Genomic DNA, 15,625 nt, shown 5'->3' on the forward strand with positions numbered 1-15,625 from the left:
TACGAGGATGATCCTCCGCCTTGCGATTGCACGCACCAGACGCCGCGGGCCCCGCCCTGCGGGCGGACGACGCTACTTTCGAAACACGCCCTAGAAGACCCGGCGCTCCCGCCATACGCCGCGAGCGGCGGCCTCCGCCATGGCCCACCCCGGCCATGTGCCGATGACGGTGCTCCCCCCAGGACGCCTGAACCCCACGGGCGCGCCCGCCCGGCTCCGGCACGGGTTTGGCCTGCCCGCTCTGCGCCTCCGTCGTCACGGTCATCCATTGCCTCCTCTGCGCTCCACGGGGCATCGCCGACGTGTGGATCAACGGTCACACCCACGGAACCATCAGGTCCATCGAATGTTTTCGACAACTATGTGAAGCAGATCTGAACAGTGAAGCCATTCGGACATGACAAAGGCGCCCCGGGTGCGTCACGCACCCGGGGCGCCCGAAGGCCGGATCAGCCCTGCGTCAGCTCTGCTTCCTGGACTTGTCGAGCACCATCACCAGGCCGGCGATCACCACGAAAAGGGCGAGCGGCGCCACCACGTACAGGCCGACGGTCTCGACCACGCTCAGGCCGGGACCCGGGTCGTCGCCGTCGTCCGGGGTGAGCGCAAGCGCCGGGGACGACATGAGCAGCATCATCAGCGTCGTACCGGCCGCGACGGCGCCGGCGCGCAAGGCGTTCTTCTTGTCCACGGTCCCCAACGTAGCGAACGGCTATGACGGCCGCGCGTCCGGGGGTGCCGTACGGGCTCCGAAGACCGCCAGCAACCGGTGCAAGCGGGGCGAGGCGGCCAGCTCCTCCAGGCTCATGGGGCGCCCCTCGGCGCCGGAGACGGGCAGCCGCCAGTTCGGATACTGGTCCCACGTTCCCGGCAGGTTCTGCGGGCGGCGGTCACCCACCGCGTCAGGCAGCCAGACACCGACCATGCGGGCGGGCGTGCGCAGCAGAAAGCGGTACACGGCCCGGATGCCGCCCTCCTCGTCGTCCGCACCCTCCGGCAGCAGCCCGAGGCCGGCGAGCACGCCGAGCCACTCGGCCACGTCGGCCGTCTCCTCGGTGCGCTCCTCCTCCAGGGGGCGGGCCAGCAGGCCCAGCCGGTGGCGCAGCTCCACGTGCCCGCCGGTCAGCCGGGCGGCGGTGGACGGCAGGTCGTGGGTGGTGGCGGTGGCCACACACCCCTCGCGCCACTTCTCCGGCGGCAGCGGCCGTCCGTCGCCCTCCCATTCCCTCTCGAACCAGAGCACCGAGGTGCCGAGCACACGCCGCCGGGCGAGGGCCTCCCGGACGCCCGGCTCGACCGTTCCGAGGTCCTCTCCTACGACGACGGCGCCCGCGCGGTGCGCCTCGAGCACGAGGACGGCGAGCATCGCCTCGGCGTCGTAGCGCACATAGGCGCCCTCGGTGGGAGGACTGCCGACCGGCACCCACCAGAGCCGGAACAGGCCCATCACATGGTCGATGCGCAGCGCGCCCGCGTTGCGCAGGATGCCGCGCAGCAGTCCGCGGTACGGGGCGAAGCCGGACGCCGCGAGCGCGTCGGGCCGCAACGGCGGCAGGCCCCAGTCCTGGCCGTGCGCATTGAACGCGTCGGGCGGGGCGCCGACCGACATCCCCGCAGCGAACGCGTCCTGCTGCGCCCAGGCGTCGGCCCCGCCCGGATGCACGCCGACGGCGAGGTCGTGCACGATGCCGACGGCCATGCCTGCCTCGCGCGCGGCACGCCCGGCGGCGGCCAACTGCTCGTCGGTCAGCCAGATCAGCCGGCTGTGGAAATCGATCCGGTCCTTCAGATCGCTCCTCGCCGCATCCGTCTCCGGCGAGCGCGGGTCGCGCAGTCCGGCCGGCCAGCCGTGCCATTCGGAGCCGTGGACCTCGGCGAGCGCGCACCAGGTGGCGTGGTCCTCCAGCGCCCGGCCCTGCTCGGCGAGGAAGCCGACGTAGGCGGCGCGGCGTCCGGGGCCGAGCGGGATGCGGTGGACGATCTCCAGCGCCTCGCGCTTGAGCTCCCAGACCGCGTCCCGGTCGATCAACGCGCCTTTGGCCAGCACCGATTCACGCAGCTGCGCCGCCTCCTCGCGCAGCTCCTCCAGCCGCTGCCGGGCGGCCGGGTCCGCGTACGCGTACTCGGGGACGTCCTCGATCCGCAGATGGACGGGGTCGGGGAAACGCCGGGAGGAGGGGCGGTACGGGGAGGGGTCGCTGGGGGCCCCCGGCACGGCGGCGTGCAACGGATTCACTTGCACGAAGGACGCGCCGACGGACCGTCCCGACCAGGTGGCGAGCTCGGCGAGATCACCGAGGTCGCCCATGCCCCAGGACCGGGCGGAGAGAAGCGAGTAGAGCTGGACCAGGAAGCCGTACGCACGCCCCTCGGGCGCGGGTGCCTCGTCCGGGGCGACGACCAGGGTGACCTCCGCGGTGCGCCCGTCGGCCGCCTCGGCATACAGCCGGTGCACGCCCAGGGGCAGTCGGGCCCAGAGCCTCTTCGGGCCGTCGGTCGCCGCGGGCCTCTCGGCCGCACCTGGCCGGTCCGGAGCGCCCCTCGGGGGCTCCGGTCTCGCGCCGGGTCGACCTGCGGTGGCGGACGGGGTCGTCCAGCCGAGGGCGTCGCCCGACTCCGTGGTCACCCGCAGCGCCGTGCCGGGGGGCAGGGCGGCGAGGGGCAGCGGGAGGGCACGGCCGTCGTCGGCGGGGCCCCGCCACAGAACCACCGTCCGCGGCAGCAGCCGCTCCGCAGCGGCCCGCTCGGCGCGGTCGAGCGCGGCGCGCACCGCCTGCGGCGTGGACGCGTCGATCTCGAGCGCGGCGAGAACGGCCACGACAGTGGCGTCCGGGACTACGACGGTGACGCCCTTGGAAGGCGCGAACGTGGTGGCGACTCCGTGCAGCTCGGCAAGCCGGGCAAGGGCCATGCGGACTCCTTAGACCCCTGGCGACTCCGTACCACCCGCCGTGCCGTGGGCGGTCGGCTCGCTCGTGAGGGGCGCGATGTCGGCGAGCGGCGGCTCGCTCGTGAGGGGGGCGGCGTGAGCGAGCGGCGGCTCGCTCGTGAGGGGGGCGTCGTAGGCGAGCGGCGGCTCGCTGGTCAGCGGGACCTCATGGGCGAGCGGGCAGGCGGTCTGAGCCAGTTTGCGCCGGCTCGAAACCTGGACGGGAACCTGACCCGGGACCTGTTTGGACAGGGCGGAGAGCAGCAGGTGCGCGGATGCGGCCACGTTCATCACTCCAATGGGATGGGAGGGGTCACAGCAGCCCTACCCAGCGGGCGCGACCGCAGACGTACACGATCAGTCAACGTGTTCCGTGTCACATTCGTTTCCCCCTCCGTCAGTTGGCTCCGATCATTCACCACCACAGGCAAAAGGTGCACAACGGCCACGCACATTGACACTCCGACGGTGGTGGTGGTGGGCTCGAAACCGACCGGATGACGGGGAACACCGAGGGGAGACAGCCGTGCGGCTCGGGGCGAGGAGGCGTACGGCGGCAGCGGTCGCGGTCGCCGTCATCGGCAGTCTGCTGGGCGGGGCGGGCGGGGCGTACGGCGCGCCCGCACAACCGCAGGAGCCCGGTTCCCCCGCAGGCACCGCACAGGACCCGAAAACCGACACCGCTACCCCCGCCGTGTGGCCGCGCCCCCAGTCACTGCGGGCGCAGGGAGAGACCGTACGGCTCGGTGACGAGGCGACCGTCGTCGCCGAGCCCTCCGCCGACCCGTATGCGGTCGAACTCCTGAAGGAGACACTGCGCGCCGCCGGCGTGCGGACCGTGCACACCGCACTGCCCGGACGCGGCCCCGTGGTGCATCTCGGCGGCGGCGAGGCCCAGTCGGCGCTGCGCGCCCTCCGCGCGCCCGAGCGCGCCGACCTGCCCTCCGGCGGCTACCGGCTCGCCGCCGGACGCGTCGGGGGCCGTGACACGGTCGCGATCGACGGCGCCGGGGAGGACGGCCTGTTCCACGGTGTGCAGACGCTGCGCCAACTCGTGGCGGCGGGCGCGGACGGAGGGACCGTCGCGGGCGTCGTCGTGCGCGACTGGCCGGGGTCCGCCGTGCGCGGCATGACGGAGGGCTTCTACGGGCAGCCCTGGGACCGTGAGCAGCGCCTGGCGCAGCTCGACTTCATGGGGCGGACCAAACAGAACCGCTATCTCTACGCGCCCGGCGACGACCTCTTCCGGCAGGCCCGCTGGCGCGACCCCTATCCGGCGGCGCAGCGCGCCGAGTTCCGCGAGCTCGCCGAGCGGGCAGGCCGCAACCACGTCACCCTCGCCTGGGCCGTGGCGCCCGCGCAGTCGATGTGCCTGGCCGACGGCGCCGACGTGAAGGCGCTGACCCGGAAGATCGACGCCATGTGGGCGCTGGGATTCCGCGCCTTCCAGCTGCAGTTCCAGGACGTCAGCTACAGCGAGTGGCACTGCTCCAGGGACGCGGAGACCTTCGGCTCCGGCCCCGAGGCCGCGGCGAAGGCGCACGCGCGGGTCGCGGGGCAGCTGGCGCGTCACCTGGCCGAGCGCCATCCGGGCGCGGAGCCGCTGTCCGTCATGCCGACCGAGTTCTACCAGGAGGGCGCCACCGAATACCGGCGCGCGCTCGCGGAGCAGCTGGATGGCACGGTCCGCGTGGCGTGGACCGGCGTGGGGGTGGTGCCGCGCACCATCACCGGCCGTGAACTGGCGGGCGCGCGGGACGCCTTCGAGCACCCGCTGGTCACCATGGACAACTACCCCGTCAACGACTACGCCCAGGACCGGATCTTCCTCGGCCCCTACACCGGCCGTGAGCCCGCCGTGGCGACCGGTTCCGCAGCGCTCCTGGCCAACGCCATGGAGCAGGCCTCCGCCTCCCGCATCCCCCTGTTCACCGCCGCCGACTTCGCCTGGAACCCGAAGGGTTACCGGCCCGAGCAGTCGTGGCAGGCCGCGCTGGACGACCTGGCGGGCGGGGACGCGAAGGCCCGTGAGGCGCTGCTCGCCCTCGCCGGCAACGACGCGTCCTCGATACTCAGACCCGACGGCGAGTCGGCGTATCTGCGGCCGCTGCTGGACGAGTTCTGGCGCTCGCGCACCACCTCGGACACCAAGGCGAAGGACCGGGCCGCGGCCTCTCTGCGCGCGGCCTTCTCGGTGATGCGCCAGGCGCCGGACCGGCTCTCGGGAACCGCCGACGGCCGGCTGGCCGGCGAAGTACGGCCGTGGCTCACCCAGTTGGCCCGCTACGGGCAGGCCGGTGAACTGGCGGTCGACATGCTGCAGGCGCAGGCCCGCGGCGACGGCGAGGCCGCATGGCGCGCCTCGCTGGCCCTGGCGCCGCTGCGCACGGCCGTGGGAGAAAGCCGGGCCATGGTCGGCAAGGGGGTGCTGACGCCGTTCCTGGACCGGGCGGCGAAGGAGTCGCGGGCCTGGACGGGAGCGGACCAGGCCGGCGCCGGCAAGCCCGGCGAGGACGTCGTGCGCCTGGAGCGGCCCCGGCCGCTCACGGCCGTGACCGCGATGACCGCCCCCGCGACCGGCGCGCCCCGCTCCGCCGAGTCCGCGGGCCGGCTCGAGGTGCATGTGCCGGGCGAGGGCTGGCGTTCGCTGGGACCGCTGGCGGCGGGCGGCTGGACTCAGGCCGACGCGCAGGGACTGCGGGCCGACGCCGTACGCGTGACGACCGCCGACGGCGGGGACGTGGGTGTGAAGTCCCTGGTGCCCTGGTTCGCGGACGAACCGGCGGCCGGGCTCGATCTCGTACGCGAGACGACCAGCGCAGAGATCGGCGGCCGTCCGCAGCGTGCCCAGGTCCGGCTGACCGCGCAGCGCCCGGCGGAGGTGCGCGGCGCCCTCACCGCGAAGGCCCCGGCGGGAATCAAGGTGAGCGTCCCGGAGGAGACGACGGTGCCGCGCGGGCTGCGCACGACCGTCCCCGTGGAGGTGTCGGTCCCCGAGGACACCCCGGCCGGTGAGTACCGCGTGCCGGTCTCCTTCGCCGGGCAGGAGCGCACGCTCACCGTGCGGGCGTTCCCGCGCGCAGCCGGAGCGGACCTCGCACGCGCCGAAGGGGCGAAGGCCTCGTCGTCGGGGGACGAGACGCCCGACTATCCGGCGGCCGCAGCGGTCGACGGCGACGCCACGACCCGCTGGGCCTCACCGCTGGGCCCGACCGCTTGGTGGCAGGTGGAACTGGGCCGCCCTGCGCGGGTGGGACAGGTGGTGCTGCACTGGCAGGAGGCGTACGCGACGCGGTACCGCATTCAGGTCTCCGCGGACGGCAAGGTCTGGCGCACCGCGGCGACGGTGACGGACGGCGGGGGCGGACGGGAGTCCGTGGGTATGGACGCGAAGGACACCCGCTTCATCCGCGTGCAGGGCGACGAGCGGGTGACCGACTTCGGCTACTCCCTGTTCTCGGTGGAGGTGTACGCGGTGGCGGAGGACTGAGGGCACGGAGGACTGGGGGCACGGAGCAGTGGGAGCGGCTGAGGACCGAGGGCGTGCGGCTGTCCCGGGGCGCTGCCGCAGGCCCGGCCCCCGATCGCCGGCCAGGCCGGAGCGGGCCCGGCAGCTTCAGACCGTCCGGGCGATCGAAGCGCACGTCCGTCATGCGGAGATGCCGTCGACGGAGATACCGTCGATACGGGTGATCGCGTCGTCCGCGCCGTACGGCTGCAGGTACGGCAGCCACCGCGGGTCCCGGTGGCCGGTGCCGATGATGCGCCAGGCGAGCCCGCTCGGCGGCGCAGGCTGGTGGCGCAGACGCCAGCCCAGCTCCCGCAGGTGCCGGTCGGCCTTGACGTGGTTGCAGCGGCGGCACGCGGCCACCACGTTCTCCCAGGCGTGCTGACCCCCGCGGCTGCGCGGAACTACATGGTCGACGCTGGTTGCGACGCCACCGCAGTACATGCAGCGCCCGCCGTCGCGGGCGAAGAGCGCTTTGCGGGTAAGAGGAACGGGCCCCCGGTAGGGGACCCGCACGAACCGCTTGAGTCGCACGACGCTGGGCGCGGCGATGACGCGGGTCGCGCTATGCATGAAGGCGCCGGACTCCTCGAGGCAGAGAGCCTTGTTCTCCAGGACGAGGACGAGCGCGCGGCGGAGCGGTACGACGCCGAGCGGCTCGTACGACGCGTTGAGGACCAGGACGTGCGGCACGGTGGATGCCTCCTTGTACGCCGGCGGCGCGTGGCTCGCGCCGGGACGATCTGTCATCAGTTTCGCCTCATGGCCGCTCCTGGCGCCACCACGTACGCGTAACGGGCTCGAGGTGTTTTCCGCCACAGGGTGTCCGGGGCACCCCCCGGCGGGCCTAGGACGACGGCGACGGGCCTGCCGGGCGGGCCGGTGAGCCGTGTCTCTTGGGCGCCGAGGACGCCGGATCGGGCCGGATGCCCGGTTAGGGTTATTGGTCTCCCATCGCAAGCCTGGAGGTTCCTTTCGTGACCGCCTTCTGGTCGTCGGCACTGCTGGAAGCCGAACCCTCGCCCGCTCCCACCACCCTCGACGAGGCCGCCAGGCGCGCCGAGACCGCGGCGGGGTGGGTCGAGGAGAACTGGTCCACCTGGCTGAACACGGGGCTGCGTATCGCGCTGATCCTCGTCGTGGCGCTGGTGCTGCGGATGCTGGTACGCCGGGCGCTGACGAAGCTGATCGCCCGGATGAACCGCTCCGCGCAGGCCGTGGAGGGCACGACGCTGGGCGGTCTGCTGGTCAACACCGAGCGGCGCCGCCAGCGCTCGGAGGCCATAGGTTCCGTGCTGCGCTCGATCGCCTCGTTCGTGATCCTGGGCACGGCGGGCCTGATGGTCCTCGGCGCGTTCAAGATCGATCTGGCGCCCCTGCTCGCGTCCGCGGGTGTGGCCGGTGTCGCGATCGGTTTCGGCGCGCGCAACCTGGTCACCGACTTCCTGTCCGGCGTCTTCATGATCATGGAGGACCAGTACGGCGTCGGTGACTCCGTCGACGCGGGCGTCGCCTCCGGTGAGGTCATCGAGGTGGGGCTGCGGGTCACGAAGCTGCGCGGCGACAACGGCGAGATCTGGTACGTGCGCAACGGCGAGATCAAGCGGATCGGCAACCTCAGCCAGGGCTGGGCCACGGCGGCCGTCGACGTCGCCGTCCGCCCCTGCGAGGACCTGGACCATGTCAGGGCCGTCATCGGCGAGGTCGCGGACGACCTCGCGAAGGCCGAGCCCTGGAACGAGCAGCTGTGGGGCCCGGTCGAGGTACTGGGGCTGACCGAGGTGCTGCTGGACTCGATGACGTTCCGGGTCTCCGGAAAGACGATGCCGGGCAAGTCGCTCGGGGTGGAGCGGGAGCTGCGCTGGCGCATCAAGCGCGCTTTCGACGCGGCGGGCATCCGCATCGTCGGCGGTCTGCCGCAGCAGGCCGATGAAGCCGCGGCCGACCCGACCGCCGGCATGGCGGCCCCGTCGGCGTTCGCCTCGTCGGTGTCGCCGCAGTCGGTGGCGGCCTCGCCGATCCCGCCGCCGGCGAATCTTTCGAAGTGACGGCCACGAGCGCTCGTCGCTGATCGCGAGCGGTCACCGGCGTCCTCGGCCGGTCGGCCACTTCCACGCAACGCCCCCTTCGGTAACGCTTTGGTTGCCCAGGGGGCGTTTGCCATTGACGGGGGCCTGCCTGCGGCCTACTTTCCTCCTACAGAATAGGAAACTTTCCTAACAGTCCAGGTCGCAAGGCCGGAGCCGAGAGGCAGGTGCAATCGCCGTGGCCGGAACCACGCCCGGTACCCCGCGCGTCCTGCGCGCCATGAACGACCGCGCCGCGCTCGATCTGCTGCTGGAGCACGGCCCCCTCTCCCGGACCAGGATCGGCAAGCTCACGGGCCTGTCCAAGCCCACTGCCTCCCAGCTGCTGGCCCGGCTGGAGGCCGCCGGGCTGGTCGTCGTCACCGGTACCACCGAGGGCCGGCCGGGCCCGAGCGCCCAGCTGTACGCGCTCAACGGCCGCGTGGCCCACGCCGCGGGTCTGGACGTCACCCCCGAGCGCATCCGTGCCGCCGTCGCCGACATCACCGGTACGACCGTCGGAGAATTCGAGCTCGCCACCCCCGGGCGGCGCGCCGACAGCGTCGTCCAGCAGGTCACCGACGCCCTCGACGGGGCCGTGAAGGCCGCCGGCCTCACCCGCTCGGACGTGCACCATCTCGTCATCGGCACACCGGGCGCCTTCGACCCGTCCACAGGCCGGCTGCGGTACGCGTCCCACCTGCCCGGCTGGCACTCGCCCACGCTGCTCGACGAGCTCGCCGCGGGGCTGCCCATGCCCGTCGAGTACGAGAACGACGTCAACCTCGCCGCGGTCGCCGAGCAGCGCGTCGGCGCGGCCCACGGCCACGACAACTTCGTACTCCTGTGGAACGAGGAGGGCCTCGGCGCCGCCGTCGTCATCGGCGGCCGGCTGCACCGCGGATCCACCGGTGGCGCCGGCGAGGTCGGCTTCCTTCCCGTGCCCGGCACCCCACTGGTGCGTCAGGTGACCAAGGCCAACAGCGGCGGCTTCCAGGAACTGGCCGGTGCGCAGGCACTCCCCCGGCTGGCACGCCAGCTCGGCCTCGATGACGTGGGCAGCGGCCCGCATGCCGAGGTCGCGACCGCGCTGGTCGCCAGGGCCGCGGAGACCGGCTCGGGGCCGTACGGGCAGCTGCTCGACGCGTACGCGACCGCGCTCGCGACCGGGCTGGCGTCCATGGTCGCCGTGCTCGACCCGGAGCTGGTCGTCCTGTCCGGAGAGGTCATCGCCGCGGGCGGGGAGCCGCTGCGGACGCGTGTGCAGGCGGAGCTGTCAGAGCTGGCCGCCTCCCGGCCGCGCCTCGTGCTCGGGGCCGTACGCAAGCACCCGGTGCTGCGCGGGGCGCTGGAGAGCGCGCTGGCCATCACCCGCGACGAGGTCTTCGACACCTCCCGCTGACCGCACCACCCCACCCCTGCTTCTCCCCTTCCCCCGACGCGCCCTCGTCCGTCCTCGTCCGTCCTTGTCACAGGGAGGCACCGTCATGCCCCGAAACCGCCGGATCACGGCCGCCGCACTCGCCGCGACCGCCGCGACCACGCTGCTCGCAACGGCCTGTACCGGCCAGCCGCAGAGCACCGCCTCCGACGATCCGAACGCCGGGACGACGCTCACCTTCTGGCACGGCTGGTCGGCGCCGAGCGAGGTCGCGGCCATCGAGGCGAACATCAGGTCGTTCGAGAAGGCTCATCCCAACATCAAGGTCAAGACCGTCAAGGGCATCACGGACGACAAGCTGAACCAGGCGCTGCGCGCGGGCGGTTCGAACGCGCCGGACGTCGTCTCCTCTTTCACCACCGACAACGTCGGCCGGTTCTGCACCACCAACGCGCTCGCCGATCTGAAGCCGTTCCTGGAGAAGTCGAAGATCGACCCGGCGAAGACCTTCCTCCCGCAGATGGCCAAGTACACCGAGCACGACGGCAAGCGGTGCGCGGTCCCACTGCTGGGTGACGCGTACGGCCTCTACTACAACAAGAAGGCGTTCGAGGAGGCGGGGATCACCGCGCCTCCGAAGACGCTGTCCGAGTTCGACGAGATCGCGAAGAAGCTCACCAGGGCCAAGGGCGACAGCTACGAGCAGCTCGGCTTCCTGCCCAACTTCCAGGGCTACGAGACGACGTTCGAGCACTACGCCTCGCAGTTCGGCGTGCAGTACTTCGGCGCCGACGGCAAGTCGAACCTGGCCGAGGACCCGGCCGCCAAGGCACTGTTCACCTGGCAGAAGAACCTCGCCGAGAAGCTCGGCGGATACAGGAAGCTGGAGAAGTTCCGCACCGGCCTGGGCGACGAGTGGGGCCCCAAGCACCCGTTCCACACCGGCCAGGTGGCCATGCAGCTCGACGGCGAGTGGCGCGGGAAGATGGCCACGGACGCCGACCTGACGTTCGAGATCGGCGCGGCGCCCTTCCCCGTCCCGGATGACCAGGTGGCCGACTACGGCAAGGGCTACCTGTCCGGCACCGTCCTCGGCATCGCGAACGTGAGCACGAAGCAGAACGCCGCCTGGGAGCTGGTGAAGTACCTCTCCACCGACACCGACGCGGTCGTCTCCTTCGCCAACGCGATCCACAACGTGCCCTCCACGGTGGCGGCCCTGAAGTCGCCCGAGCTGAACGACGATCCGCTGTACCGCACGTTCGTGGACATCGCGCAGCACCCCAAGAGCGCTCACGCCCCCTCGTCCGTCAACGGCGGGGCGTTCCTGCTCACCGCCCAGGACCTGGGTGTGCGCCACGAGGCCGGGCGGGAGAAGGACCTCGACGCCGGCCTGAGGAAGACCGACGCCCAGGTCGACAAGGACAACGAGCAGGCCCGCTGATGGACGCCACCGCACTTGGCGCCCGCCGCGCCCTGCGGACGAGGCAACGCAGGTCGGCACTGCGCACGCTCGGTTTCCTCTCCCCGTGGCTGATCGGGTTCGCGGTCTTCTTCGCCTACCCGCTCGTCTCGACCGTCTACTTCTCCTTCATGAAGTACGACGGGTTCGCCCCGCCGACGTGGGTGGGCCTGAAGAACTGGTCGTACGTCCTCAACGACTACCCCTTCTTCTGGCCCGCCCTTCGCAACACCCTGTGGCTGGTCGTCGTCATGGTGTCGCTGCGGGTGCTGTTCGGGATCGGCATCGGACTGCTGATCACGAAGATCAAGACGGGGGCCGGGGTCTTCCGGACGTTCTTCTACCTGCCCTACCTGGCCCCGCCGGTCGCCGCGACCATGTCCTTCGTCTTCCTGCTCAACCCCGGAACCGGACCGGCGAACACGATCCTCGAGGGGATCGGGCTGCCGGCCCCCGGCTGGTTCACCGACCCGGCCTGGTCCAAACCGTCGCTGACGATCCTGGCCCTGTGGGGCATCGGCGACCTGATGGTGATCTTCATGGCGGCGCTGCTCGACGTACCGAAGGAGCAGTACGAGGCGGCGGAGCTGGACGGTGCCCGCGCCTGGCAGCGGTTCCGCCACGTCACGCTCCCGAACATCTCGCCCATCGTGCTCTTCGCCGTGATCACCGGCGTGATCGCGACGATGCAGTACTACACCGAGCCGCTGGTGGCGGCGAAGGTGGCGAGCGGGGTGATCGGCGGATCCGGCCAGCAGTTCGAGCCCGGCTACCCGGACAAGAGCACGCTCACCGTCCCGCAGACCGTGTACAACCTCGGTTTCCAGCGCTTCGACACCGGCGCGGCCTGTGTGGTCGCCCTGGTGCTGTTCGTCCTGGCCATGGCGTTCACGGCGTTCCTGATGCGGCGGCGTTCCGGCTTCATGTCGGCGGAGGACTGAACCATGACCACCGTGACCCCGACCGCGTACCCCTCGGCGGCGCAGCGTCCCAGGAGCACCGCCGCGCGGCGCTCCGCACGGCGCCGGGCGGCGCTGGAGTGGATCGCGGTCCACTCGCTGGCGATCGCCGCCGCACTGTTCTTCCTGCTGCCGTTCGTCTTCGTGTTCCTGACCGCCGTGATGAGCGACGACCAGGCCCTCACCCGCGATCTGTGGCCGCACACCTGGGAGTGGGGCAACTTCGCCACCGTCTGGAACACACCCGGCTTTCTGACCTGGTGGCGCAACACGCTGCTGTACGCGGGGCTCGGCACCGTGCTCGCCGTCGGCTCCAGCATCCCCGTGGCGTACGCCCTGGCCAAGTTCCGCTTCCGCGGCCGCAATCTGGCGATGATGCTGGTCATCGCGATGATGATGCTGCCGCCTCAGGTCGTCGTCGTGCCGATGTACCTCTTCTGGGCGAAGCAGCTGGACCTGGCCGGGACCCTGTGGCCGCTGATCATCCCGTTCGCCTTCGGCAACGCCTTCACCATCTTCCTGCTGCGGCAGTTCCTGCTGACCATCCCGAAGGAGTACACGGAAGCGGCCAGGATCGACGGCTGCGGCGAGTTCCGCACGATGGTGCGGATCGTGCTGCCGATGGCGAAGCCGGCCGTCGCCGCGGTGGCGCTGTTCCACTTCTTCTACTGCTGGAACGACTACTTCGGGCCGCAGATCTACGCCTCCGAGAACCCGGCCGCCTGGACTCTGAGCTACGGCCTGGAATCCTTCAAGGGCGCCCATCAGACCGACTGGAACCTGACCATGGCCGCCACGGTGATGATCATGGCACCGGTGATCGTGGTCTTCTTCTTCGCACAAAAGGCCTTCATCGAGGGCGTCACACTGACCGGAGTGAAGGGCTAGTCGGACATGAAGCTCGCTGTCGTGGGGGGCGGTTCCACCTACACCCCCGAACTCATCGACGGTTTCGCGCGGATGCGCGACACCCTGCCGATCGAAAAACTCGTCCTGATCGACCCCGCGGCCGAAAGGCTCGAACTGGTCGGCGGCCTCGCCCGGCGCATCTTCGCCAAGCAGGGCCACACCGGCAGGATCGTCACCACCCCGGACGTCGACGCGGGCGTCGCCGGCACCGACGCCGTCCTGCTGCAACTGCGCGTCGGCGGGCAGGCCGCCCGCAACCGGGACGAGACCTGGCCGCTCGAGTGCGGCTGCGTCGGCCAGGAGACCACCGGCGCGGGCGGCCTCGCCAAGGCGCTGCGGACCGTGCCCGTCGTCCTGGACATCGCCGAACGCGTCCGCCGCACCAACCCCGACGCCTGGATCATCGACTTCACCAACCCGGTGGGCATCGTCACCCGCGCACTGCTGCAGGCCGGGCACAAGGCCGTCGGACTGTGCAACGTCGCCATCGGCTTCCAGCGGAAGTTCGCCCGACTGCTGGACGTGGCCCCCTCCGCCATCCATCTGGACCACGTGGGGCTCAACCACCTCACCTGGGAGAGGGCAGTGCGGCTGGGCGGGCCGGAGGGCGAGAACGTACTGCCGCGGCTGCTTGCCGAACACGGTGACACCGTCGCCGCCGACCTGCACATGCCCCGGGACCTGATCGACCGGCTCGGCGTCGTGCCCTCGTACTACCTGCGCTACTACTATGGCCACGACGAGGTCGTACGGGAGCTGCGCACCAAGCCGTCACGAGCGGCGGAAGTCGCGGAGATGGAAAGGCGGCTGCTGGAGATGTACGGCGACCCGGCGCTCGACGAGAAGCCGGAACTGCTCGCCAAGCGCGGCGGCGCGTACTACTCGGAGGCGGCCGTGGACCTCGCCGCCTCGCTGCTGGGCGGCGCCGGCTCCCCGTACCAGGTGGTGAACACCTGCAACAACGGCACCCTTCCCTTCCTGCCGGACGACGCCGTCATCGAGGTGCAGGCCGCGGTCGGCACCAAGGGGGCGACACCGCTGCCGGTGGACGAACTCGACCCGCTGTACACGGGGCTGCTCGCGGGAGTGACCGCGTACGAGGACCTGGCGCTGGAGGCGGCCCTGCGCGGCGGGCGCGACCGGGTGTTCAGGGCGCTGCTCTCGCATCCGCTGATCGGCCAGTACGAGTACGCCGAGAAGCTCACCGAGCAGCTGATCGCGCACAACCAGGAGCACCTCGCGTGGGCGTGACCGAAGTTCCCGCAGGCGGCGCCCGCCCGGAACGGCCCGCGGTGCCCCCCGTGGTACTCGCCGTCGACGCGGGGAACAGCAAGACCGACGTGGCCTTCGTCGGTGCCGACGGCTCCGTGCTCGCTGCGAGCCGCGGGCCCGGATTCCAGCCGCCGAGGGTCGGCGTCGCGGCAGCCATCGACACCCTGGCCTCCACGGTCGAGGAGGCCAGGGCGGAGGGCGGCATCACGGGCACGGTCCGGCATGTCTCCGCCTGCCTCGCCAACGCCGACCTTCCGGTGGAGGAACGGGAGTTGACCGCGGCACTGCACGAACGCGGCTGGGGGCGCACGACCGTGGTGCGCAACGACACCTTCGCGGTCCTGCGCGCCGGAGTGGACGAGCCGCGCGGCGTGGCCGTCGTGTGCGGCGCGGGCATCAACTGCGTGGGCATGCTGCCCGACGGCCGCACGGCCCGTTTCCCCGCGATCGGGAAGCTCTCCGGGGACTGGGGCGGCGGCGCGGGTCTCGCCGAGGAGGCGCTCTGGGCCGCGGCACGCGCCGAGGACGGCCGCGGCGCCCCCACGGCCCTGGCCGCCACGCTGCCCGCGCACTTCGGCCTGGACTCGGTGTACGAGCTGATCGAGGCTCTGCACCTGGGCCGCGTGGCCGCGTCGCGCAAGCACGAACTGACCCCCTTGCTGTTCGCGACGAGCGCGACCGGCGACCCGGTGGCCCGCTCACTGGTGCACCGGCAGGCCGAGGAGGTCGTGGCCATGGCGACGGTGGCGCTGCGCCGCCTCGAACTCCTCGACGAGGAGGTGCCGGTGCTGCTCGGCGGCAGCGTGCTGGCCGCCCGCCACCCGGACCTGGACGGCCGCATCCGCGAACTGCTGTCGGCCGCGGCGCCGAAGGCGACCGTCGAGGTGGTGACGACAGCGCCGGTACTGGGGGCGGCGCTGCTGGGACTGGACTTCATTGGAGCGACGCCGAAGGCAGGGGCGGCGCTGCGGGCGCACTACACGTAACCCGTACCGCGCTGCGCACCGCGTCCTCGAACGCCGGCGGGGGGGGGGGGGGGGGGAGGGGGGGGGGGGGGAGGGGGGGGGGGGGGGGGGGGGAGAGGGGAGGGGGGGGGGGGGGGGGGGGGGGGGGGGGGGGGGGGGGGGGGGGGGAGGGTA

At 72.0% G+C, this 15,625-nt stretch carries 12 protein-coding genes; 8 read left to right on the plus strand and 4 right to left on the minus strand.

Annotated elements, in window-relative coordinates:
• Nucleotides 1-460 precede the first annotated feature (460 nt).
• From ACZ4SA_RS28390 to ACZ4SA_RS28400, 3 genes are read right to left on the minus strand one after another with little or no spacing between them, the layout of a single operon-like run.
• Nucleotides 461-691, minus strand: coding sequence for a hypothetical protein (locus tag ACZ4SA_RS28390; RefSeq protein ID WP_468280088.1), 231 nt, complete (start codon nucleotides 689-691; stop codon nucleotides 461-463).
• Between the two features lie 21 nt (nucleotides 692-712).
• The gene (gene malQ, locus ACZ4SA_RS28395) at nucleotides 713-2,911 is read right to left on the minus strand and encodes a 4-alpha-glucanotransferase (protein WP_468280090.1); all 2,199 of its coding nucleotides are present in this window, start codon (nucleotides 2,909-2,911) and stop codon (nucleotides 713-715) included.
• Nucleotides 2,912-2,920: 9 nt separating this feature from the next.
• A complete protein-coding gene (locus ACZ4SA_RS28400; protein ID WP_468280242.1) occupies nucleotides 2,921-3,214 on the minus strand; it encodes a hypothetical protein in 294 nt (97 codons plus the stop codon).
• Between the two features lie 241 nt (nucleotides 3,215-3,455).
• Between ACZ4SA_RS28400 and ACZ4SA_RS28405 the strand changes: the two genes are divergently transcribed.
• The gene (locus ACZ4SA_RS28405; RefSeq protein ID WP_468280093.1) at nucleotides 3,456-6,419 is read left to right on the plus strand and encodes a beta-N-acetylglucosaminidase domain-containing protein; all 2,964 of its coding nucleotides are present in this window, start codon (nucleotides 3,456-3,458) and stop codon (nucleotides 6,417-6,419) included.
• 159 nt (nucleotides 6,420-6,578) lie between these two features.
• On the opposite strand, the gene ACZ4SA_RS28410 is transcribed toward ACZ4SA_RS28405, so the two are convergent.
• Nucleotides 6,579-7,130: an HNH endonuclease gene (locus tag ACZ4SA_RS28410; RefSeq protein WP_468280245.1), complete on the minus strand. Its 552-nt coding sequence runs from the start codon at nucleotides 7,128-7,130 to the stop codon at nucleotides 6,579-6,581.
• A gap of 284 nt (nucleotides 7,131-7,414) precedes the next feature.
• Here ACZ4SA_RS28410 and ACZ4SA_RS28415 point away from each other — a divergent pair, with 284 nt between their 5' ends.
• The 7 genes from ACZ4SA_RS28415 (at nucleotide 7,415) to ACZ4SA_RS28445 (ending at nucleotide 15,472) form a co-directional block, all read left to right on the plus strand.
• On the plus strand, nucleotides 7,415-8,485 hold the full coding sequence (locus ACZ4SA_RS28415) for a mechanosensitive ion channel family protein (RefSeq protein ID WP_468280095.1): 1,071 nt from the start codon (nucleotides 7,415-7,417) through the stop codon (nucleotides 8,483-8,485).
• Between the two features lie 259 nt (nucleotides 8,486-8,744).
• Nucleotides 8,745-9,905, plus strand: coding sequence for an ROK family transcriptional regulator (locus ACZ4SA_RS28420; RefSeq protein WP_468280247.1), 1,161 nt, complete (start codon nucleotides 8,745-8,747; stop codon nucleotides 9,903-9,905).
• 85 nt (nucleotides 9,906-9,990) lie between these two features.
• Nucleotides 9,991-11,328 carry an ABC transporter substrate-binding protein gene (locus ACZ4SA_RS28425; protein WP_468280096.1) on the plus strand — a complete coding sequence of 446 codons (1,338 nt, stop codon included), beginning with the start codon at nucleotides 9,991-9,993 and terminating at the stop codon, nucleotides 11,326-11,328.
• Nucleotides 11,328-12,287 carry a carbohydrate ABC transporter permease gene (locus tag ACZ4SA_RS28430; RefSeq protein WP_468280099.1) on the plus strand — a complete coding sequence of 320 codons (960 nt, stop codon included), beginning with the start codon at nucleotides 11,328-11,330 and terminating at the stop codon, nucleotides 12,285-12,287. Before ACZ4SA_RS28425 ends, ACZ4SA_RS28430 begins: the two co-directional genes overlap by 1 nt.
• 3 nt (nucleotides 12,288-12,290) lie before the next feature.
• Entirely contained in the window at nucleotides 12,291-13,193 is a 903-nt protein-coding gene (locus tag ACZ4SA_RS28435) for a carbohydrate ABC transporter permease (protein WP_468280101.1), read from the plus strand.
• Nucleotides 13,194-13,199: 6 nt separating this feature from the next.
• On the plus strand, nucleotides 13,200-14,465 hold the full coding sequence (locus ACZ4SA_RS28440) for a 6-phospho-beta-glucosidase (RefSeq protein ID WP_468280104.1): 1,266 nt from the start codon (nucleotides 13,200-13,202) through the stop codon (nucleotides 14,463-14,465).
• Nucleotides 14,462-15,472, plus strand: a complete 1,011-nt coding sequence (locus ACZ4SA_RS28445; RefSeq protein WP_468280249.1) for an N-acetylglucosamine kinase — start codon at nucleotides 14,462-14,464, stop codon at nucleotides 15,470-15,472. Before ACZ4SA_RS28440 ends, ACZ4SA_RS28445 begins: the two co-directional genes overlap by 4 nt.
• Nucleotides 15,473-15,625: the final 153 nt, after the last annotated feature.

The organism is Streptomyces sp. NPDC027962 (genome assembly GCF_055566095.1).